This is a genomic window from Microbulbifer sp. CnH-101-G, from assembly GCF_052466775.1.
Genome location: NZ_CP174292.1, coordinates 303,548 through 328,187 on the forward strand (window position 1 = coordinate 303,548; position 24,640 = coordinate 328,187).

At 36.9% G+C, this 24,640-nt stretch carries 11 protein-coding genes; all 11 read left to right on the top strand.

Annotation, left to right across the window (positions count from 1 at the left end; translation table 11 throughout):
• Positions 1-51: 51 nt before the first annotated feature.
• The 11 genes from ACJJID_RS01625 (at position 52) to ACJJID_RS01675 (ending at position 24,623) form a co-directional block, all read left to right on the top strand.
• Entirely contained in the window at positions 52-3,342 is a 3,291-nt protein-coding gene (locus tag ACJJID_RS01625) for a glycosyltransferase (RefSeq protein ID WP_444921201.1), read from the top strand.
• Between the two features lie 3 nt (positions 3,343-3,345).
• Positions 3,346-5,505, top strand: coding sequence for a hypothetical protein (locus ACJJID_RS01630; RefSeq protein ID WP_444922659.1), 2,160 nt, complete (start codon positions 3,346-3,348; stop codon positions 5,503-5,505).
• Between the two features lie 9 nt (positions 5,506-5,514).
• A complete protein-coding gene (locus tag ACJJID_RS01635) occupies positions 5,515-7,227 on the top strand; it encodes a heparinase II/III domain-containing protein (RefSeq protein ID WP_444921202.1) in 1,713 nt (570 codons plus the stop codon).
• 27 nt (positions 7,228-7,254) lie between these two features.
• Positions 7,255-8,025 (top strand): sulfotransferase, encoded by a 771-nt coding sequence (locus tag ACJJID_RS01640; protein WP_444921203.1) that lies wholly within the window; start codon positions 7,255-7,257, stop codon positions 8,023-8,025.
• A 176-nt stretch (positions 8,026-8,201) separates the two neighbouring features.
• A complete protein-coding gene (locus ACJJID_RS01645) occupies positions 8,202-8,897 on the top strand; it encodes a CatB-related O-acetyltransferase (RefSeq protein ID WP_444921204.1) in 696 nt (231 codons plus the stop codon).
• Positions 8,898-9,351: 454 nt separating this feature from the next.
• A complete protein-coding gene (locus tag ACJJID_RS01650; protein WP_444921205.1) occupies positions 9,352-10,230 on the top strand; it encodes a class I SAM-dependent methyltransferase in 879 nt (292 codons plus the stop codon).
• A 1,182-nt stretch (positions 10,231-11,412) separates the two neighbouring features.
• The gene (locus ACJJID_RS01655; RefSeq protein WP_444921206.1) at positions 11,413-15,927 is read left to right on the top strand and encodes a hypothetical protein; all 4,515 of its coding nucleotides are present in this window, start codon (positions 11,413-11,415) and stop codon (positions 15,925-15,927) included.
• 48 nt (positions 15,928-15,975) lie between these two features.
• The gene (locus tag ACJJID_RS01660) at positions 15,976-18,921 is read left to right on the top strand and encodes a glycosyltransferase (protein WP_444921207.1); all 2,946 of its coding nucleotides are present in this window, start codon (positions 15,976-15,978) and stop codon (positions 18,919-18,921) included.
• A gap of 125 nt (positions 18,922-19,046) precedes the next feature.
• Positions 19,047-19,988 carry a sulfotransferase domain-containing protein gene (locus ACJJID_RS01665; RefSeq protein ID WP_444921208.1) on the top strand — a complete coding sequence of 314 codons (942 nt, stop codon included), beginning with the start codon at positions 19,047-19,049 and terminating at the stop codon, positions 19,986-19,988.
• Positions 19,989-20,100: 112 nt separating this feature from the next.
• Positions 20,101-22,305, top strand: a complete 2,205-nt coding sequence (locus ACJJID_RS01670) for a glycosyltransferase family 2 protein (protein ID WP_444921209.1) — start codon at positions 20,101-20,103, stop codon at positions 22,303-22,305.
• Positions 22,306-22,892: 587 nt separating this feature from the next.
• Positions 22,893-24,623, top strand: a complete 1,731-nt coding sequence (locus ACJJID_RS01675; protein ID WP_444921210.1) for an SLC13 family permease — start codon at positions 22,893-22,895, stop codon at positions 24,621-24,623.
• Positions 24,624-24,640 lie beyond the last annotated feature (17 nt).

Here is a 24,640-nt window from a genome sequence, read left to right on the forward strand (position 1 = left end):
TAGACGATTTTACTACATTTATCATTTTTTTAACCGTGGGCAGAATTTGATATGGATGTATTGTTAAAGCATGTTGAAGATCTTATCGATTATTCAATAAATGAGACGTATATCCCAGTACATGAAAGGATAGCCTACATGGTTAGTCATGGTCAAAGCTATGCGAGTAATGGATATTCAATTAGAACACAAGTTATCGCCAAAGCATTAAATGATAACGGTTTGGAAACATTATGTTTTGTTAGGCCAGGTAGGCCTTGGGAGCTGGGTGTAAAAAAAGGGTCAATACCGCCAGAAAAAGTAGTTAGCGGTGTTAGGTATATCCATAGCCGGTGGCAAAATGACCTATCTCCCAATGAAGAAAGAAGTCACCTAGAAGCTTGCGTGGCTCGCTTTATGGATTTATTTAAAATATATAGACCTTCGGCTGTATTGGCTGCTTCTGATTATATCATTGGGTTACCAGCGTGGATTGCAGCTAAACGTCTAGGGTTACCATTTTATAATGAGGTTAGGGGCTTCTGGGAGCTTTCTAAAGCTACACGGAAAGCAGACTATCATAATTCTCTAGATTTCAAAACAGAAATTGAGCGCAATACCTATGTAGGAAAGCAGGCATTAAAGGTATTTACGCTCAGTGAGAGAATGAAAGTAGAGCTGGTTTCCCGAGGATTAGATCCACATAAAATATCAATCATACCTAATGGAATTGGTGAGCAACCAAAGACGATGGGTATGGATTCAAAGTTTAGGGAGAGATTGGGCATAAATTCGAATGATAAAGTAGTGGGTTATATTGGTAGCTTTGCCCCTCATGAAGGGCTAGATACTCTTATTGATGCCTGTACTAAGTTGAATGAGCTGGGCAAGAGGTTTAAATTGTTACTAGTAGGAGATTACCAGCCATTAAATGAAGCTATATGCTCACAGAAGAAAATAGCTAATGAGCCTTGGCTTATACAAACCGGTCGAGTACCGCATGAAGAGATTGCTAAATATTACTCATTGATTGATACAGTGGTAATTCCCCGAAAAAATTTACCGGTATGCGAATTAGTTACGCCAATAAAATTAGCTGAAGCCATGTCTTATGGTAAGAGAATAGTTGTTTCAGATGTTGCTCCTCTGCTAGAAATTTCAAAGAAGAATGAAGAAATTATTGTGTTTGAGGCAGGAAATTCAAAGAGCTTAATGAGCGGTATCTTACGATCTCTGAACACTTCTTCGATCAATACTTATAAATTTCCAACAATGAAGGAGTATGTAAGAGTACTAATTGATGAGTTACGAAATGAATATATAAATCCATCTTTGTCCAAAGGTTACTTAGATAAAGAAACAAAACCGATAAATACCCAAAGTCTTATAAAACAAAATAATTGCATTGAAGAATTGGTTACTGAATCATGTGATTCTGATGTAGGGATTAACCAAACAGCTTATATAGACAACAATAAAGTTAATTATTCAGATAAGCAAGTGTCACAATCTGACATTGTTAAGTATAAAATACCAAATCATGAAATAAATATTGAACCAAAAAAATATGAATTGAATTCTTCTGATAAACTACTACTTATAAAGGAACAAAAATTTAAGCTGAAAAAAAATTGTAAAAAGAATATAGCTGAAATACAAATTAATGTTTCTGGATCGGTTTTAGAATTATCGGCTGCAGTTTTTTATCGACTAAAAAGCAATCAGACGACCAGGAAGGCAGTAGTATTACTTGACTTCATAGATAAATCAGGGAGTAAGATAAGCAATATTCCAGGGCTAGGAGTTTCTGCTGCATTCAATCAACATTTTCGTTATTTGAACTCTAATGATAAAACATCCCCTGATGAATTTAAAGATATAGTAAAATTAAAAATTCCTGATAGTGTGGAAAAAATCTCTATCGACCTTTCCAGTCTGGGTCTCAAGCCTGATGAGTATATAGATATAAGAATTCATGGACGTTGTTACATTAAAAAGGGTAAAGAAAAGGAAAAATTAGATTTAGTCCGACATCAGCGTTTGCCTCCTGCTATTGTGTCCGACCCTTTTCGGAAGCGCTCTATTTCTGACTTAATAGTTGCATGTGTACTTGATGAATTTACAGCTGAATGTCTCTCCCATGAAGTTAAGCTGATTGCCCTGACACAGGAGCATTGGCAGACCCAATTGGAGTCAAACCCTCCTGATTTTCTTTTGATCGAAAGCTGCTGGAAGGGGAATGATGGAAATTGGGGAACAATTACAAAAGGTAGTGGTGGTGGAAAAAAATTAAGTGGTTTACTAAGACATTGTAATAAAAAAGGTATTCCCACTGTATTCTGGAATAAGGAAGACCCTCCACACTATGATAAATTTGGGCCTATAGCGAAATTCTTTGATTTAGTTCTCACCACAGATGTAAACATGGTGCCATATTACAAAAGAGATTATGGAATTGATGCTTTTCCTTTATCATTCGCTGCTCAGCCAAAAATCCATAACCCAATTCCATATATTAATCGACTAGAAAAAGCCGTATTTGCTGGTTCCTATTACAGCGATAAACCCAAACGATGTGAAGACTTCAATCATATTATTGAACAGCTTGAAAAAGCGAGCGTAGATTACGATATTTATGATCGTAATTATAATAAAAATATAGAAAAATTTACTTTCCCAAAAAAATACAAAAAAAATATTCTAGGAAACCTCATACCTTCAGAGGTATGGAAAGCACATAAAGGCTATAAGTATCAAGTAAATATGAATTCAGTCCAGGACTCTGAAACCATGTTTGCTCGTCGTGTATATGAATCACTAGCATCTGGAACACCGGTAATCAGTAATTGTTCTATTGGCGTAGAAAAATTATTTGGTGATGTAGTTATTTTATCAAATGGTAGGCAATCCATAGTAAACCAGCTGAAAGATCTGGAAGAATCACCTGCAGATTATCGTGATTTAGCGCGCCGCGGAGTTAGAATGGTGATGCGAGAGCATACCTATGGCCATCGTATTCAGAAACTCTGTGAGTTAATTGGCATTCAAGTAGAAGTAGCCCTTCCTAAAGCGATATTAACTGTTAAGGCCAATAACGAAGGTGATGTTAGCAGAGCCAAAGAGGTGTTTTTCAGTCAAACTGCGCCAAACAAACATTTATTCATTGAACTTGATAATTTTGATTCTTCTTATAGGTGGTTAAATTCATCTTCCTCATCTATTACCTATGCAATGGGATTTGCACAAAAATTCTACAAGGATGACAAGCAATTTTATGGTGGTGAAAAGGTACTTAGTTATAATTTAAATGAAAAATTACCGGCAGAAGCTTTAGAAGATTTTATATATTGGGGGGAGATATAAGTTATGAGAAAAAAAGTTTTATTATTATCCTGGCATTTTCCACCATATAAAAGCTCTTCTGCTTTCAATCTATTCAAGCGTCTAAAAGATACTGGCTATGAATACGATGTTTTGCAAATTCAGAGAAAAGATAAGCCAGATAATGATATAATGTTTCGGTACGCTTCTAGCCGTTTCACCCGGTATGAAATTCAAGTTCCTTCAGAAAATGCACGAGATCCTGAAGCTCGAGCTCACTTCGTAGAAAAAGTTTTAGATTTCTATAACTGTCTCAAAGAGCATAATCATTATTCAGTAATGGTCTCGCACTCTCATGAGTTTGTTTCTCATATTGCTGCAATGCGGATTAAGAAGAGCGATCCTCAGTTATCATGGGTAGCTTCATTTGGAGACCCAATTGCTGCAAATCCGTATAACGATTGCTACAAGTTTCCAATGTTAGATGAAGATATCCGAGCAGAAGAGCAGGTACTTCAAATAGCTGATCGTATAATTGTTACAAATGAATATCAGCAGGAAATTGTTTCTACTACACAAAGAATACCATTAGAGAAAAGCAAGTTCTATATACTACCACATTGCTTTGATGAGCGTATGTATCATAGGGAACCCCAAGGCTGTAGAAGCGAGTACAGCGAACCAAAAATTTTCCGATTTAGACATGTTGGTATGTTGTATAAATATAAACGAACCTCATTACCATTTATTTTGGGAGCACAACGTTTGCTTCAAATCCATCCAGAGCTTAAGGGCTGCTTTACTCTGGAATTTTATGGTGCCAATGATCAATTTATTAAGTCTGCATCAACCTATGGATTAGAATCTATTGTTAGCTTCAAAGGCACACTTAGCTATTTGGAAAGCTTGAAAGTAATGACTAATGCTGACTGTTTGTTATTACGTGATGCAGATTTCAGTGATCAAGGGTTATTAAATAGTCCATTTTATCCAGGGAAATTAGCTGATTACCTTGGAGCCAAAAGGCCAATTTTGGCTGTTACTATGGCTAAGGGCTGTGTCCCTGATATGCTCTCCATGCTAGGGGGCATATCATTAACAGAAGATGATGTAGACGGTATTGCCGACGCTATGTATAGCGCAATAAAGGGAAAGATTACTATCGATCATAAAGAAGCTGAATACTACTCACATAAAAATACTATCAGAAGAGCGAAACAGGCACTTACATTTGATCAGGGTAAAAGAACAATTCTCATCGCCGGACATGATTTGAAATTCGCTAAATTTATTATTGAGAAGATTAACCAGCGAAAAGATTTACATTTATTAATCGATGACTGGAATGGACATGATAAACATGACGAAGAGAAAAGTTTGGCTCTTCTAAATAACGCTGATGTTGTTTTTTGCGAGTGGGGATTGGGAAATTTAGTATGGTATTCAAAAAATATTAAAAGAGGCCAAAAACTTATTGTTAGGATTCATGCTCAAGAGATAAAAACCCGCCATTTAGATCGTTGCAATCATGAGAAAATTGATAATTATATATTTGTTTCACCGTATTACTTTGAAATGATGATTGCAGAATTCTCTCTTAAGCGGGAAAAGTGCAAAATGATATTTAATATGGTTGATACGGATATTCTTAATAAACCAAAGGTTGAAAGCTCGAAATATAATTTGGGAATGATCGGCGATGTTCCTCAGTCTAAAAGATTAGATCGTGCATTAGACATCTTTGAAAAATTATATAAAGAAAATAATCGTTACAAACTTTTTGTAAAAGGTAAGCGACCAGAAGACTATGCCTGGATGCATTCAAAAGAAAAGAGGGGAGAACTGACTTACTTTGAAAATCAATATGAAAGGATAACTAAAAACGGATGGGAAAAAAATGTGATCTTTGAAGGGTTTGGTCCAATTGAAGAATGGCTTCAGAAAATTGGGCATATACTATCTGTTAGCGATAATGAGAGTTTTCATTTGTCAGTAGCTGAAGGGATGGCGTCTGGAGCACTACCTTCAATTTTAAACTGGCCGGGCAGTGAGTATATTTATCCTTCGAAATATATTTCAACTTCAATCTCTACAGCTTTTGAAAAAGTAACCAATATAGATAGCTCAACCACTTCAGAAGTCAAACAATTTTCAAAAAGATTTTGTAAAGATGCGAATACAGACAAAATATTAGCACTGCTGTGAGATTTTAAGATGAAGCTAAATTTTTTTAATGCAGAAAAAATAATAAGATTAACACCTTTCACAAAAGATACTATTTCTATAGCAGATCAAATTCTCGAAAATAATGTAAAAATTTTTCCTACGTTGCCTAACGTACAAGTATCTGATATGAATAATTTATGGTGGATTCGTTTTTCGTCAGCACAATCAACATATTCACTATATATCTACGCTTTCTACCCAGTATCATATTTACTAAATGCCTATGAGCTTACAGAAAAAGAGATTTATCTTGATAAAGCGATGAGTTTAGTTGAAAGTTTTGTTTGTTGGTCCCTAGAAAAGAATAAAAAAATCAACAAAAAAATGAAAGGTATATTACTTGGAGATCATGCGTTCTCAAATAGAACACAATCTCTTTGCTATTTGATAGTATGTTTAGTTTACTCCAAAAGAACTATTCCTGATTATATAATAAATTTACTTTTATATAATGGTGAATATTTAGCAGATATAAAGAATTACAGCCATTATAATCATGGATTAATGATGGATCTTGCACTACTTGGGTTACTTAATACTTTTGATGGGCTTAATATTGAGTACCCAACCCATTTTAAAAAAAATTTGATTTCACGATTAAGCTATTCAATTTCGAGAGATCTGACTAAAGATGGTGTACATATAGAAAATAGTCCTGGTTATCATTTTTGGCTACTAAGTTTTTTGAAAAAAGTTATTGATCCCCTATCAAATCTAGATGGGTCCCTACATCAAAAAGCCACAAAAGTTTTAACAAAAGCCTCAACATACGCGAAGCTTATATCCAGACCTAATGGTACAGTTCCTGCTATTGGGGATACCCATGCTGGATTAAAATACAAGCCCTCAAAAGGTCTTCGAAGTCAATTTCTTAAAGATGCCAATAAGGTGATATTCAGAGATATGAATGATGAGGTATGGGCCTACTTCAGTTCTGGATATAAAACTCATGTACATAAACATGGTGATAATGGTGTTTTCAATCTTTATTATAAGGGAAGAGATATTTTAATAGATCCTGGATTTTTGAATTATGAAAAATCAGAAAATTCTCTTAGAATTAGAAACACTGCTTTTCATAACACGGTGAGACCAAAGGGAGAAGATCAAAAAATCAGGACAGTAGATCTTTCTCTAGATAATATAGATTACTCTAAAAATATAAGCGATTCAAAAATTTTAGGGTATAGAAACTTAGGTGATATTGAAGTTTCCATTGCCAAGATAGCTGATTATGATTCATGTTTTATTATAAGAATGATAATCTGGCTGAGACCAAATTTTTTTCTAATTTATGATAAAGCAGAAGGAAATACTCATGGATTGGAACAGTTCTTTCATATAGGCTCGAGCATAACTCCTATACCAAGTGGAAGTAAAGTGAATTTATTAAATTCAAATGGAGTTAATATTTGCCAAATAGAGCAGTTTAAATTCCAGGATGGGAAAGTCTGTACCACACCATCAGAAGCTCGAATAAAATCAGGTTTCTTTGCAAAAAAATTTAACGAAAAAGAAAGTAGTAATCGTATTTTTTATGAGACAAACGATAATTATTTCTTGACGTCTATACAGCTGGGTGATGAGAAATTGAAAATAGATGCACATGCTGATGTTACTCTTAAAGTTGATATAGAATCATCAATTAAAAAAATTAAGCTAGACCTTAATAATATTAAGTCAAAAATAATTTCATCATAAAGTTAAAAACATTTCAGGAATTTTAAGATGATTAATTCTCCTCCAGTAATTATTTTTGGTAATCCAAGAAGTGGTACTCGTATGTGCGCAAATATATTAAACCTTCACCCTGATATATGTATAACGGATGAGTTCTATAATGTGCAGATGCTATCAAATTTCGCTAATAAGCAAATTGCAAGTTTTATTGAAAATAGAGTTGATCCGGCAACTATTGCTCTGAGAAAAGAACTATTAGTTAAGAGTTATTGGATCTTCCGTTCAAATATAAAACAAGTCGAAAAATCGTTTAACTCAAAAATTGTTGGTAACAAAACGCCACGAAGTGAGAATTTCTTTGATCTTTATGAAGAAATATTCTCGGTAAACAAGCCAATATATATATATTGTGCACGCAACGCATACGATGTATTAAGAAGTATAAAAAATCTAAAAAATATTCTATGGGGCAATCTACCTTTTGAGGAAATATTTGAGAATTATAAGAAAAGTTATCGCATTTACACAAAAATTAAAAAATCTTACCCTATAAGAACATTTGAAATAAATGTTAATATGTATAATAAGAAAAATGTTTTTTTTCATTATAAGCAAATTTTCGACATGCTGGGCGTGGATTACGATGATGAATTCATCGAAAAAGTAAATTCTTTGGCACCACAAAATACTCTACATCGTGTGAAAGAGATTACCAAAGATGAATCACCTATTAAAGAGCTAACTGCTGAGGAAATGAAGCTTATATCGAGCTGTAAAGAATACGCAAAAATCAAGGAATCTTGGTCGTTTGCAAGCTAGACATTAATTATTAATTTAGATGCTAATCTAGAATAGAAAATTTTTAAATCAGAAATGAATAAAATAAGATCAATAGCTTGTTATTATTATTTTTTATTAAGCTTATTCAGTACTAACTCCTCATTAAGCAGTTTGTTTTTTATTGATTTCTTTCACATTTTTTGCGGGGAGAGGGCATGCTATTATCTAACCCATTAATTTTTGATAAGTTATATTACTTTCTTGCTGAGTTACCTATTATTTCTAGTTCCTTTTCAACTTCAATCTCCCTTAATGATTGTCAAAACATAAATGTAAAAAAAACTAAATCATTAAGTAATACATATTTCGAGGAATCAGTCAGACTTAACTCCTCTGTTTTACTAGGTCAATATAAAACTTTTATTGGTGCCCATTCTTATGTAGGTGAAGGCGGATATTTAAAGCAAAGTTTTATTGGACGTTATTGTTCGATTGGGAGACGAGTAACAATTGGTGCTGGCTCACATGAAATGACCAACTTGACTACTTATCCTGGACTTTCAAAAAAAAATCCAACTAATCCAGTAATTTTAGAGAATGATGTTTGGGTGGGGGATGGTGTAGTTATATTACCAGGTGTTAGAGTTCAGACAGGTGCTGTCATTGGTGCAAACTCAGTTGTTACTAAAGACGTTGAGGCTTTTAGTGTGATAGCTGGAGCACCTGCAAGGCATATTAGATATCGTATCGATCCTTCTTTATTTGATTTTATTAAGACAAGCAATTGGTGGGAGTATCCAAAAGATATTTTATCAGAGACTAAAAATTTAGAATTGATTGATCGATTGCATGTCCTCAAAGCATTTCCAAAAGAAAAATACAAAAAGTATAGGACTTATAGTTTAATATAGGTTCAGATCTCTCATTAATGTGTATAGGAGAGTCGAATTTTAAATATTTCTTATTGGCTTTTGAAAAGATTGTTCCTTTATCAGCCACTTTTCAAGAAGTGCGGATAATTCGATTAAAAAAACCAATTATAAATATATGCAAGTAAAAATATTAAAAATTTTCTTAATTAGTGACTAACAGTATAAATGATAGATAAATTTTGTGAAAATTTTATTAAGATTAGCTTGTTTTAATTTATCTATCAAGATAGGAAATACCTAAAAGTCAAAAATGTTGACAAAATTGGATATAATATTGCGTAGTTCTTAAGTAGATATTTTTGCTTGGATGAATTTAGTTGATCATTGGTATAATGCTTCCCTTAGAAAAAATATTTTTTGTAGCAAGATAAAGATGATCTACCGTAGGTAGACATAACTGAACATAAAATTTGAAATGAGATTCTTACTGGCTATGACTGATAATGTATCTGATGATTCCACCAATCAACTTGAGCAGCTAGAATGTAAGATTTTACAGACTTGTAAAGAAAATTCTAATAAGCTCACACGGGACTTAATTACTGTTCAGAATCGTGTATATGCCCAACTTGAAAGTCTTAGCTGGCTTCAGAAACGCTTATCTATCAAAGGACAACTTCCCCCACTGCGGGGTTGGGCGGCATCACCAGATGTTCTACTAAGGTTGCATACCCATATCATGAGTTCTCGTCCCACTATTGTAGTTGAACTCGGTAGCGGTGCTTCTACATTAGTGATTGCTGATGCATTACGCCAAAACGGTAAAGGTAAATTGATATCTATTGAACATAGTGAATATTATGGGTCCCTGACATTATCATCTCTTCAAGTTGAGTATTTACAGTCTTGGGTAGATCTAAGAATTGGAGATTTAGAACTCTGGGAAGGTGAGCATCTGAATTCTGATAATTCTGATAAGCCACCACGCTGGTATCCACTATCGATTCTCGAAGGGATTGATAATGTTGATCTGCTTTGGGTAGATGGCCCCCCTGGAGCTACTTGTTTATATAGTCGCTATCCTGCCTTACCAGCATTATTTAACCGTCTTTCACGGAAAGCTGAAGTTTGGATGGATGATACTATCCGTAAGGAAGAAAAGAATATTTGTGAGCGTTGGGCGCAAGACTATGATTTTGAGCTGGAGTATCATCCGTTGGAAAAAGGACTTGGAAGGATGATAAGGCCTAATAACAAAAATACATCCATTGATTTATCGTCAAAAGAGGAATTCACTGATCAAGATGACGTGTTTACACGTGTCTTAGGCTTGAGCTTTCCGTTACAAGAGAACGATCATGATATAGGCTAGCAAATTATCTGATGTTATTTATACCCATGGAGTACTGTGAATTGACATCAAATCATTCATATACCCTAATTTAACAATAGACTTTTTAGCGGGCTATTACTTAGAATAGCTTAAACTAATCCTTAGTGTCTATTAACTATCTCTATCAAAATAAGGCACATTAGTACAAATTGAACCGCTGTCTAGATAATAGGATCTTTCGATAGCTTATTTTTGCCATATTATATCATTTTGTCTGTTTGTTTGATTTTTATATTCTATTTTAATCTAATTAATATAAGAATGAATTATTGTTTTCCTAGCCTGTTTTTATTCCTTAATTAAAAAAAACAATTTATGTTTTTCTGAATGAAGTTTTCTTCAGCCCTAAATTCAAAGGTGTGAACTTCGAAATTTGTTATTAATAAATATACTAGAAACTATCACTATCTGTGATACTTTAAAACTGTAATCTTTACAGTATGTCAATAGGGATAAAAATTTAATTAATATGCAGCTCTTTCAAAGGAGGTCAGCAGTACCATTAAATACTATATTCACGATGAAAATCATACAGCAAGCCACTCAAGAAGATGGATCTATGATCTATAGCATTTATGATGTATAAATTGGATTGTTGAAATACAATTAAGGGTTAAATTTATATGCTGTTTATGTCTTCAGCGGAATCCAATAAGATTTTCAGAATTGGGGTCCAGAAAGAGCGATAAAGATTAAAATATTTATGATACCTAAAGAGTTAAGTTAGGATTATAAAATTACTATCTCAGGGGAACTGGATACTTCTTAAAGGGCTGTCGAAGTCGGATAGGTGACAAGTTTAGATTAGGTTTAAGTGTGAGAAAAGTAGCAATTTCAAGAATTGGTAGTCTGTCTGAGGTTTAAAAGTATTTTCGGAGAGCCTTGTACCAACGTATTCAAGGTAGTTACGGATAGTCGTACAGCTAGATTGTACGAAGTTGAGATTCTCAATTCACGCTTTCCAAATGTAAGTTTTGAGCAATATTATAAACTTCCATTATTGATAACTTAAGCATATAGTTAAAATTATTTGAAAATATTCAAATAGTAAAAGCATGTGAGTATGGCATTTAATAACACTAACTGACCTAAATTCTATTAAAATTTACGAATAAATTGGATTTACAAGTGAAATAATTTTCGATAAAGGGATAGACGAAAATGCAATCAGACTTGGCAATAAAACCTGCAATTAATTCACTTGCTCAGAGCTCTATGTTTTGGAAGCCTGACTATCTTCGCTCTTCACTTTGGTTAGAGCATGTTCCTTTTTTGTTTTGGCTTATAGAGGCACATCAACCTAGGACTGCAATAACTTTGGGAATAGAGTCTGGGGTTGCGCACTTTGCATTATGCCAAGCTATTCAGCGTCTTCGGCTGGACACCCGTTGCTATGCTACTTGTATAGGGAAAAATGAGGATTCTTCTACTTCTGATGACCAGATAAGAATGTATCATGAGAAGAATTTTGATAGTTTTTCCTACCTACTTGATAGTTCGTCTATGAAGACTGGCGGGCAGTTTGAGGATTCAAGTGTTGATTTGCTGTTATTGAACGCCTTTCATGAGGATGATTTTGAAGGCTTAATGGCTCGCTGGACCCCAAAAATGTCGAGCTATGGCTTAATACTTATACCTGGTATTTCACGGCGTTCTCAGGAAAATGTAAATTATAAAGCTTTTGAATTTCTGGCAAAAGATAACCCCTCCTTTGCTTTTCATCACGGAGATGGATTAGGGGCTATCTCTTTGGGTAGAGATTTGAATCCATTACTTTCAAATCTATTTGAGCAGGGAGAGTCAAATTCAGCATTGCAGGTTGTCAAGGATGTTTTCGCTCGTTTAGGCCGCACTTGTAAAGACGCTTTGAAGGCGAATGAATATCTAGAAAAAGCAGAGGTACTTAAGGTAAATCTTGCTGATCAGAAAAGTAAATTAGAGCGATTAGGAGCAGACTATGAAAATACTCGCTTACAATTGGAATCTAAGCGAAGGGAACTAGTTAATTTTAATAATCGCATGGATCAAGCATTGGAGCGGCATGCACAAGAGCGTGGTCAACTAGCCGAACGAGTTAGTATCTTGCAGGAGTTTCGTGATGAACTCAAGTCTGAAGTTTCCCAGCTTCGTTCAAGGCTTGATGAACAATACCGGCAAATGGATAGCCGAAACCAACAGCTTTTCCAGCTACAAGAAGCAGGTTTGGAGTTAAGACAGGAATTGATGAATTATCAGATGCGCTCAAAATCAAGTGCAGATGAGTTGGCCAGGACACAAAAAGAGCACCAGAATCTAAAGGAACTTTATAATAATAAATTGAAGGATAGTACTGAGCTTTCTAGTCGATGCGTAGAGCTGGAGAAGCAGTTAACTGCACATAGTGAAATCGTAAAAAAACTGGAAGAAGATAAATGTAGAATTATCGAGGAGAATCGAGCAAATGCTGAGAATGTAAAGAATCTTGGGAAAAAAATAAAATTATTAGAATCTGAAAATGTACAAAAGCGGGAATCAGAAGATAAAAATAGCCAAGAACTTTTAACGCTTAAGAAGAAGTTGAAAGAGGCACAAGACACGATTCTCAAAAGGGATGAGGCTATAGATACTCAGAGAGCTCTTAACGATGGATTAAAGTCTGCGTTGGCTGATAAGGAGCAGCACAGGAAACAAAAAGATGCTCTTACTAAACAACTCGAACAAAAAATAAATGAACTTGAAATTAACTCAAAAAGCTATATTGAAGAAAAATCTGGTCTTGAAAAGCAATTAGAATTATTGAAAAACACGCAGCAGCAGTTAGAGCAAGCACAGGCACGAATTAAAAAATTGGAAAATAATATATCAGAGGTCACGTGCAGATCTGAAAGTCTTACTTTAAAAAACGGACAGATGCAAGAACAAGTTCAAGCACTTCGAGAAAAGGAAAATAAATGGATACTAGAAAAAGATAACATAAAGGTCCTTGAGGAATATCTTTCAAATTCAAAAGTTGAACTTGAGAAAGCTACATTTGAGAAAAATAAGTTAGAGCAGAAAGTAAAACAGTTTGATGAGAAAGAAAAAAAATGGATCTTAGATAAAGATCATATTAATAACCTGGAAAAAAATTTATCACAACTAAGAAAAAACAATGAGAAGATTGCGCTGGAGAAAAATCAGCTTGAGCAGCAGATAAAGATTCTACAGGAAGAGCAGAAGACATCAAGACATGTGCAAGAACATGTGAAAAAGCTGGAAATTGAAGTTGAAAAATCCGAACGTAAGTTGGAGAGCTCTAATTTAGCTAAGAATCAACTTGAAGAGAAAGTACAGGTTTTGCTTGAGGATCAGAAAAATTTACAGAATGCATATGAAAAAATTAGTAAGCAGGAAGGAGATATTCTAAAGCTTGCTCGTAAGTCGAAGAGTACGGAATTAGAAAAAAATAAGTTAAAAGAGGAAATACAAGTTCTTCTTAAGAGGCAACATCAGCTTCAATTGACGGAAGAACGCGTAGGGCAGCTGGAGCAAAGCCTTGAAAAACTTGAAAATGATTTACACTTTGCCAACCTAGAAAAACAAAATAAAGAAGAGAAATTACAAGCACTTCTTGAGGAACAGCAGAACTGGACGAAGGCAGAAGTTCATATCAAAAAACTAGAGCAATCTCTAGTCGAGTTACAAGACAAATCTGAAAAAGATGCAGATGATAAAAGAAAGCTTAAAGATAGAATAGAAAACCTCAGAGAAAAATATCAGATATTGCGTGAAGTGGAAGTGAATTATAATAAATTGGAAAAGGATTTTTCTAAGCTCGAGCGAAAATATGAAAGTATCGATATAAAAAATAGTCAACTTGAAGGCCAGGTTCAAGTTTTTAAGAAAGAGCAAAGTGAATGGGTAAAAATAAAAAAATATACAAATGATTTAGAATCAAATTTTAATAATCTTAAAAAAAATTATGAAATTATCAATTCAGAAAAAAAATCACTTGAAGAGCAATTGCGTACTTTGTTAGTGAAGCAGGAGCAGTGGCATCAAGTTGAACTTAATGCTAATAAATTGAAACAAGATTTTGTTGGGTTACAACGTAAGCATGAGAAAATAATCAAAGAAAAGAATGAAATCGAACGGCGTTTTCAGGCGTTAGAGGCTGATAAAACAAATTGGAAACAGGATAAAATCCATGCAAAAAAACTAGAATCTGATCTTATTAGGCTCAAGCAGAAGTTGGAGAAAACTGCAACGATTGAAAGAGAGCTTGATGAGTGGGTGCAGGCATTCGAGGACGAAGAGAAGAAGTGGGAATGCTCACAAAAAAATGCAAATCAATTAGAGCAAAAGCTTATTGATCTTGAGCAAAAATATGAAAGTTCATCTTCTGAGAAAATGAAGCTTTATGAGAGGGTAGAAATTCTTGAGGATAAAGAGAGACAGTTGAAGCAGGTACAAAGCCATAATATTGATCTGAAGCATAACCTTGCAGAGAACATGAGTAAGTCTGATCGTTTAGAGAGAGAAAACCATGACCTAGAAAATTATATTGAAAAACTAAAAGTCGATTGGCAGCAATTACAAGAAACTAATAACCGGCTTAGCCATGAAATAGAAAACCTCAAGCTTAAACTTGATCAGGCAGTTAATAATAAAGTTATACTTGAAGATCGATTGCATACTCAGGAAGAGGCGTTAATAATTAATAAAAAAGTGATTGAAAAAAATAATAAAGAGATGGCCTCTCTTAAAAAATTGCTAAATAACGCAGAGGTGCAAACGGCTGAATTAAAGTCACAAAATGCAGAAAATCTACGCATTTTAACTGATAAAACTCAACTGTCGGAGACAGCTATTTCTGCTTTAGAGGATCAATTGCAAACTCAAGAAAGTAATCTTGAACAACTTAGAGAATCTAAAGAGAATCTAGAGAAAACTGTTAATATCTTGCAGGCAGACCTCGCAAAAAAAGACTCGCAGCTAAAAACAAGTCAGGAGCGCTCCCAGCAGCTTGAGAAATCAATAAATTCTTATGTGGATGAACTGCGGAAGGTGGAGAAGACAAAACAGGGTTTAGATAAAAAACAAGAGGATCTGAATTCTCACTGTCAAAAACTTAAAAAATCTTTACAGCTTATCGAGACGGAGCGCGATGAACTTCTGCAAGCGAAGCAGAGGTTACAAATCCAAGTTCAATCTTTGAAGTCTGAACTTACTGATACAAAACATTCAGTTGATGAGCGCTTTAAAGAATTGACTTTAATGACTCGTTTATTAGAGGAGAAAGAAGAACAACTGACATCTCTACGCATGGAAGTAGCAGGTGATTCGGTGGGAGCAGCAGAGGGAAACAATCAGCCTGTTAAAAAAAAGGTACTTCAGGTCAGCTTACCATTCGGTAAGCATACTAAAAAGATTCGTAAAGAGAAAAAGGAACTGGATCAGATCCATCGTTCAGGTTTATTTGATGCGGAATGGTATCTGAACTCTTACCCCGATGTGGCTAAGAATGAGGATTCATCTCATGATCCCGCTTTACATTACTTGAAACTCGGTGCTTTTGAAGGACGTAATCCGAGCCCAGACTTCGACAGTCAATGGTATCTAGATACTAATCCGGATGTAAAAGATAGTGGTTTCAATCCACTGGTGCATTATATCTCCATGGGTAAGGAGGAAGGCCGTCAACCACTTCCATGCTGAGATAATGTAAAAATTGTGCTGAATATAAAACGTATATGTCGCAGGCTTGTGGAGATAATCCTTAGAGTTACTCCTTTAAGCTGCGACTATCCATCACAGGTCTCTGACCACTTCGACTCCAACTGGTATTTACAGACTTATCCAGACGTTGCTGATGCTGGAGTCAATCCGTGGGCACACTATATCAAACATGGTCGTTTTGAAGGTAGGCGACCATTTCTCAATCGCGCTGTCGTTTGGGAATACCATCTTTGGCGTGGTGGAGATAAGTTACTCCTACCTCGGCTCAAACAACTAGCGGAATCTTCAAATGAAATTTGCCAGGAGCGATTTTACGCAGCATGGGCTATTGCGCGTTGGTATGCTGCAATTGATGATTGGTCGAAAGTTTTGGTTTCTCTATCATCGTTTCGATGTGCAGATAGTCCTGATCCCTCACATGCAGGTCCTTTCTTACTTTTATTTGAAGCAGCACTACACTGTAAGCAACAGACGATAGTTCAGAAATCACTTTCGATATTAGCCCAGCGGTTTTCAGGGCAGGTTGATATTCTATTGGCAGAGGTCAATCTACTCTCACAGAGTAAAGTTAACCATACCTCTGATAGGAAAATGAATAATTTGCTTTTAAAAGCTATCAATCGAGTCTTTATACCTAATGGGCTGTGTTATTTAGCTGGCGAGGATAATAAAACACTAAGTTTAGATTCTCTCCATCCTGCAGAGCATTTGCCTGTTGTGGGAGAGGAAAGGTCGCCAAGAGTTTCAGTAATTCTTCCCACTTACAATTCTGAGAAAACTCTGAAAACGGCACTGCGTTCTTTGTGCGATCAGTCTTGGCGGAACCTAGAAATTTTGGTTGTGGATGACGCTAGTAAAGACACCAGTTGGAAATTTCTTAAAAATTTTGTGCAAAGTACTCACTTGCGACCAGGTTTAGAAATACGGATATTGCGCCATGAAGAAAACCAAGGTGCCTATGCCGCCCGGAATACCGCCCTAAAGACAGCCAGTGGTGATCTAATTACCACACATGATAGTGATGATTGGTCTCATCCTCAAAAGATTGAATACCAAGTTAAAGCTTTATTATCTGATCCATTTAAAGTAGGTTGCACTTCACACTGGGTACGTACCACCAATGATCTACATTTCTCACACTGGAGGTTAGAGGATAGTTGGGTATATCGTAATATCTCTTCATTAATGTTTCGCCGCTCTGTATTTGAAGTATTAGGTTATTGGGATAGGGTTACTGTGAATGGGGACACTGAATACTACTATCGTATTCTTCATGCTTTTGGGGAAAATGCTTTAACTGAAGTCTTACCGGGTGTGCCGCTTAGTTTTGGTCGTATTAATAAAGGTTCATTAAGTAGATGTAGTGAAACAAGTCTTTTTACACGATTTAATGGTATTCGGAAATATTATGAAGATGCTGCTAAGCGATGGCACAGAGCGGCAAAATCGGTAGAAGATCTTTATTTACCAGAAAATCCGAAATTTCGACGCTTTATCGCACCAGCACCAATTTGTCCCGATGAAAAGCCTGTGGAGAATCCTAATCCTTCTGACCTCGTTCAGCAGTCACGCTATTTTGATGTAGCTTGGTATTTAGAGCAATACCCAGACTTACAAGATACGTCAGTAGATCTGTTTGAGCACTACTGGTTAACTGGTTTTTTAGAGGGGAGGGATCCAGGCCCAGAGTTCAGTACCTCTGGATATGGATACTATTATCCAGAGGCAAGATCAGATAATCAGCCTACCCTTTATCATTACCTTACTGTGGGCAAAGAGAAAGGATTAAAACCTACACCAGAAATAACTGGAATGCAGGTACCCCGGTCGGGCTCATTAAATTTGCTAGTTTGTGCGCACCAGGTTGGCAGAAATTTATTTGGTGCTGAACGCAGCCTGTTAGATGTATTAGCCGTTTTGAATGAGTTAGAAGTCAATTTGATAGTAACATTGCCAAATGCTTTGAACTCTAACTATGTAGAAAACATAAAGTCTCTAGCAAGTGTTGTAAAAATTTTACCTTACGGTTGGTGGAATGCTGGCCGTCCACCCTGTCAGCGAACCTTAGAACAGTTTAAGAAGTTAGTAAAAAAATACGATATTCAAGCAGTGTATGCTAATACGCTAGTGCTTGATGAGCCACTACTTGCGGCTCGAGCTTTAAAGATACCTACTATAATTCATGTTCGTGAACTTCCTTTTTACGATGATGCTCTCTGTAAGGTATTGGGAGCTAGTGCTCAATTAATTACTGAGCGTGTTAGGATTTTGGCTGATATTACGTTAGTTAACTCTCGTATCGTGGAAAAGGAAATAGCCGCACCAAATTCTGTTGTAGTGCCAAATATAGTGGATGTAACTCGATATAAATCGAACTCTCAGACATTGGTGACTAAAAATACTCCTATTTGTATAGCGTTGATTAGTAATAACTTGCCAAAAAAAGGTTTGGCAGATTTTGTTAAGTTAGCAAAAATACTTGAACAACGTGCTATACCAGCTATTTGTAAACTGATTGGACCAGAGAATGAGCATATAAGGTATGTACGATCTCAACAGCAAACTGGCGAAATTGCAAAGTGTATTGAATTTATAGGATATATTGCTAACCCAGATGAAGCTTTAGCCAGCGTCGATATAGTTGTTAACCTATCGCATTTTCAAGAATCATTCGGGCGCACGATACTGGAAGCTATGGCCGCAGCACGGCCAGTGGTAGTTTACGACTGGGGGGCACTCTCTGAGCTAGTTGTAGACGGTGAGACTGGTTATCTTGTTCCATTTGGTGAAATTGAAATGGTCGCAAGACGAGTGATACAGCTTATTTATGATAAAGAGTTGCGAGTTCAAATGGGGCAGGCCGGTCGGCGGCATGCTGCTGAAAACTATAGTTACAAAAAAATGGTTGGGCACTTTAGAAAGATTTTACTGAAAATTGAGCGCCTCTCATCGTTTTCGGAAAAAGTAAAATAAAGCAATGCACCTTGGATTATAAAACGATCTTGTTTTCAATAAGAAGTAATTTCTCTCCGATCCGTTAGGAGTGTTTATGACAGGGATTATCCACTTTGTTATTTTAAAATTAGTGAACACTTAGTATGAGAATTTTAATTTATGGGTTGAGTAAGTCGGGCACCACGATATTGCATACCATGGTAAAAGCTTCTCTGGAAAATCACCTGGGGACAGGAATCCAAGAAGTCTTTGAGCCCTTTGAAATTTTTGAGGAATCCGATGGGGTTAGGTATGCTAAAGAAGGTATTAGCTCCACTATAAAATCTAGTGAAAATGAGATTGTTAAGGCCTTGTTAGATTCTGGTATTACCCCTCAAAAGGTTTTATCGTTTCAAAAATATTTTGATAAAAAGATATTTATTGTCAGAGATCCCCGAGATAGGTTTGTTAGCCAAATTTTTTATAGGTGGCATTGGGTCCACAGACCAGATAAGGAAAAATTTCTTCGAACACTTAGGCTTGTCAAGTACAAAGAAGATAACCCGAAAGACATTCCTTGTATATTTTTATTTAATCAGAATCCTAATTTCTATCCTGCTTTTTCAAAAAAAATGTTGAATACCTATGATAAGGTTATGAAATTTCTAGGAAGAGCAAGCCAGGACTGGTTAATTTTGAAATATGAAGATCTAGTTGATGGGAATGTTGAGAAGTTAGAAGAATATCTCTCATTTCCTATTAGGAAGAATGTGTCAGTTAACAAAAATTATAGGGGGGTAGTCAGAAGCAAGGCCCATGGTAACTGGAGAAAATGGTATTCTCAAGAAGATGTAGTTTTTTTCAAGCCAATATTTAAGAAATACATAAAATATTTGAAATATGATAGCTCTGACTGGAAACTAGAGTATCCTGAATATTTACCGAAGGCTCATGGGTCTGAGTACATGCTACGAATTTTTCCAGAGGGAAAAGTGGAGTTAAAAACTACCTCCGAGACTTTAAGAATTAGTGCCGAGAACCGCAATATTGGGACAGGGTTACGAGATCGTTTTTCAAAAATATTTAGAGTGATTAAACTAAAATAAACATATTGATGGCTACAACTTCATAAATTTATTTCTTGCATTTAGGTTGTAGTTTTTGGAGCAACAGCACCTTGGCAGTCAAAATAAAAAATGAGGACTTATGGAGTTATATATGAGTGGTAAGCGTTCAGGGATCACTGTTCCTCATTTAACTAGATACGATTTGCGTCCATTGCTGCGTCCACTTGAAGGGTTGAAAGCTGAGACTGGCAAAGATGGCTATATTACATGGACTTCGACTACCAGCCAATCAAAATTTTGCATTGCAAATAACAGCTTTTCTCGGGGCTGGTATATGGTAGAAGTATTACTGGATTCTGATCAAAGTTACTTGGATGCGGCTTTCATCCTTCAACATAAGGGTGGACGAAAATCCCAGAAGCTTCGTTTGCCAATTCGTAATGGCCGAATGTCTAAGAGACTTCTTTGGTTTGCTAGAGGAGGTGAGGTACTTCAATTCTCACCCTCACAATCCGTATGTAAATTTACCATTCGTCACTTAACTCTAGTCAGAGTGTCTTTAATTTTCGCTCGAGATAGAATGCGTTCTCGATTAAAGTCTCGTAAATTAAGAGTGCCGTTTAGAATAACGAATCGTTGGGCCTATTATGATGCTACTTTTCGACCTGCTGGAGTTAAGGTCTCTTATCGGGACTGGGTTAAAAAAATAGAGCCTACTTTCTGGCCCGAGTTAGTTGAAAATTATTGTAGTATAAGTTTCTCTATTATAATGCCAATTATTAATACAGATACATTGGACGCTATAAAAGATGCAGTCGATTCAGTTTGTGCTCAAATACACCGAAATTGGAAACTTTTTATCCTCTCATCTGCTACTTGCAATAAAGATATCTATTTCTGGCTTAATGAACTTGTCTGTTCTGACAACAGAATAGAGCTGATTGGTTGTTATGAACTTAGCAATGAGTTCTCAAATCTAATTGATACTGATAGCTATCATCTGCTATGTCCGCCAAGGGCTGTACTCGCCCCCAAAGCATTATCATGTTTTCAGTATGTTTTACAGAGTAATCCTCAAGCGAAAGTTATCTATAGTGATGAGGATAAACTGAATGAGTCTGGGAGACGGTGCTTACCTAACTTTAAATCAGCATGGAATCCTGATCTTTTTTTTTCTGATAATTATATCGGTGAGTTTGTTCTTTTTGCCCCGAGCTTGTTAGAGCAGTCCAACTTCATTGATTTCAATCTTGAACAGGCTTGGGATTACTCGCTATTCCTTCAGGTATTACGTAAGTTAAAGCATCCTTCGCGAGAAATTATTCATATACCGAGAATTCTTTTTCATAGGCAAAGCTTCCAAGATCCCGTAACTTATGTTAAGAGCAGTCAACGTGTGCTACAAAAATATTTTAATGAGACTGGATGTTCGGATGTCTCAATACATGTTGAAAATAATTATAGAGTATTACAAGTATGCTGGCCTTTAAAGATGGAAGAGCCCCTGGTTTCTCTTTTAATTCCTACGCGGGATATGTTGCCCATACTTCGACAATGTATTGATAGTATTCTTGAGAAGACTGCCTATCAAAACTATGAGATTCTGGTTCTAGATAATCAGAGTGTAAAGCCTGAAACACTTAATTATTTATCTCATCTGAAGAAGTTACCCAATGTGAGAGTGATTAAGTATGATGCTCCTTTCAATTACTCGGCGATTAATAATTTCGGCGTCCAGCATACTCGTGGAGATATTATTGGTCTAATTAATAATGATATTGAGGTGATCTCACCCAACTGGCTTAAGGAAATGGTCACGCATGCAATAAGGCCAGATATCGGTTGTGTGGGTGCCAAGCTATATTATAGTGATGGCCGTATCCAGCATGCTGGTGTTGTGGTTGGCCTGGGTAGTTTAGCGGGGCATGTCCACAAATTCTACCATCGCCATGAGGAAGGTTATATGAATCGCCTGAAGTGCACACAGAATTTTTCGGCAGTCACAGCTGCTTGCATGCTGGTACGTAAGAGCATATATGAAAAAGTTGGAGGACTAGACGAAAAAAATTTTGAAGTAGCTTTTAATGATGTTGATTTTTGCCTGAAGGTAAAGGAAGCTGGCTATCGAAACTTGTGGACACCTTGGGCTGAAATGTACCACCATGAATCAATTAGCCGTGGTATTGATAATACACCTGAAAAGCGGGCCAGGTTTGACAGGGAGGCGATTAACTTAAAGACCAGGTGGTCTACCCATGAGAGAAGGGATCCTTACTACAGCCCATTTCTGACTCATACCAGGGAAGATTTCACTTTGGGGTTAAATGAGGGAGCAAAAGCCCCTCTATGGCGCTGATTGTTTTTATTAGTCGACATATGACTTGGCTGCTTGATTACTGACTGGTCAGTCTAGCAAGCTCAAAGCTAACTAATACTAAACTCATAGGTCCCATACCTTGGGTATCGGCTTTATCCGTATTGGATTCCATTATTGCTTTTATTTTATGCTAAATCGTCACGTATTTAGCACTTTATGAGAGTCGCTTGGACTTAAGCTAAGAGCCAGCCTTTTGGGCTTAGAATTCTCCATGAAATCTAACTGGCCGATAACCATTTGATTTACCTAGCTTGTGTAAGACCTATCTCCATCCATATAGGAGGAGATCAAAATATAGCCAATCCGCTTATATCTGTTTAGACGATCCTCACTCCTTGCTTAGATCTATATAAAGATGTTGATTCGTTACCTCCTGGTTTCATCCCACTTATCTCCGTGCCAAGCTTTTTTAACCAACCACTCATGAGCATGAAGTAAGCCTTCCTTTATTTACTCTTGCTGATAGCTTGGGGTATGGGCATCAGATTTAGTATAGTTTGCCTTCTTTAGAGAGATATTTTAGGTGTAGCACCTACCACGGTAACCAAAGCGGCCCCCCGAACTTTATGACTTTTTCTCAAATCTTTGTTGCTGGCACTTTTGTTCTGGTTATCTTCACCCTGATTTTTACTCGTGTACGTCCCTCTTTGGTCTTTGCCTCGGCTGCATCTGTCTGTTTTTTAACCGGTTTGGTCCCAGTTGAGTCGGTATTGCAAAAAGCCGTCAATCCTGGGCTGGTTACTTTGGTTGTTCTACTACTGATCTCAATTGGGTTGGAAAAGGCTCGCTGGCTTAGGGCGATATCTGATGGATTGATTGGAAGGAGTTTGAAAACTAGCCTGCTCAGGCTTACAAGTGCTACTGCCCTAAGTTCGGCTTTTTTGAATAACACGGCTATTGTTGCGGCCCTGGCATCTAGCGTTAAGGCCCAACGGCGGCACCCTTCAGGCAAGCTGCTATTACCACTGTCCTATGCGGCCATTCTTGGTGGAACCTTAACCTTGATTGGAACTTCCACAAACTTGATAGTGAATAGCTTTGTGTTGGATAGGGGCATGGGATCTTTAGATTTTTTTGCCTTTCTTCCTATTGGCAGCGCTGCAGTCCTGGTCGGGCTGGTGGTATTACTGCTCTGTAATCGCCTGCTTCCCGAGGGGGGCGCTGTTGAGGAGGAAGCGGCACAGTATTTGCTGGAAGCCGAAGTTATTGAAGACTCGCCCTTGGATGGCCGTAGCGTTGAGCAAAATAACTTGCGTCAGCTCGAAACACTCTACCTAATAGAGATTGTTCGCGGAGGGCAGAGTATCAGTCCTGTTGCTCCCACAGAATTAATTCGCAGTGGCGATAAGCTCATCTTCAGCGGCGATGTGCGCGATCTGCAAAGGCTCCAGTCTATTGAGGGATTGCATTTGTTCGCATTGGATGATGATGCCCTACATATGGATCTCACCGAGGTCGTACTGACACCGAACTCTAGTATCACTGGCGAGACTCTGAAAAGCTGCCAGTTTCGGACCCGCTTCGATGCAGCGGTGGTAGCAATGCGTCGGGGCGGGGAGCGCCTGTCCGGCAAGCTGGGGGAGATACAGCTTCAACCAGGCGATGCCCTCCTCTTAGCAGTTGGCCAGGACTTTAAGCACCATCGTAATATCGATAAGAACTTCTACGTGATTAGCGGAACTGATGTACAGCGCCAACTATCCAGCAGGAACAGCTGGCTGCTAGGGCTGGGTTTTGCCAGTGTGGTGACGGGTTCGGCACTGGGGCTCTTCTCCCTTTTAAAGGGATTGGTGGTATTACTAGGCTTCATGGTGATACTGAATATCGTCACCACTTCTGAACTTCAGCGGCGCTTTCCTTTCCAAATTTGGATCATTATTGCCAGTGCATTAGTTTTAGCCGAAGCTTTTTCTGGCAGTGGACTCGCTGATAGCCTGGCACGTTCAATGCGAGATTCCCTTCAAGGCGCTGGACCATTGGCTGGAGTTATTGGCATTTTTTTATTGACGCTATTACTAACAGAATTGATGACCAATAATGCCGCTGCGGCACTCACATTCCCATTAGCCTGGAGCTTGGCTGATAGTTTCGGTGTTAGCTGGATGCCGTTTGTGATGGCTGTAGCTTATGGAGCTAGTGCAAGCTTTTTGACCCCCTTTGGTTATCAGACCAATTTAATCGTTCAAAACCTAGGTGGTTATCATTTGCGCGATTTCCTACGTGCTGGTTTACCCTTGACAATTGCCTACTCATTAACGGTCCTAATATTATTACCAGTCGTATTTCCTTTTGAGTGATGACTGTAAATTTTCCT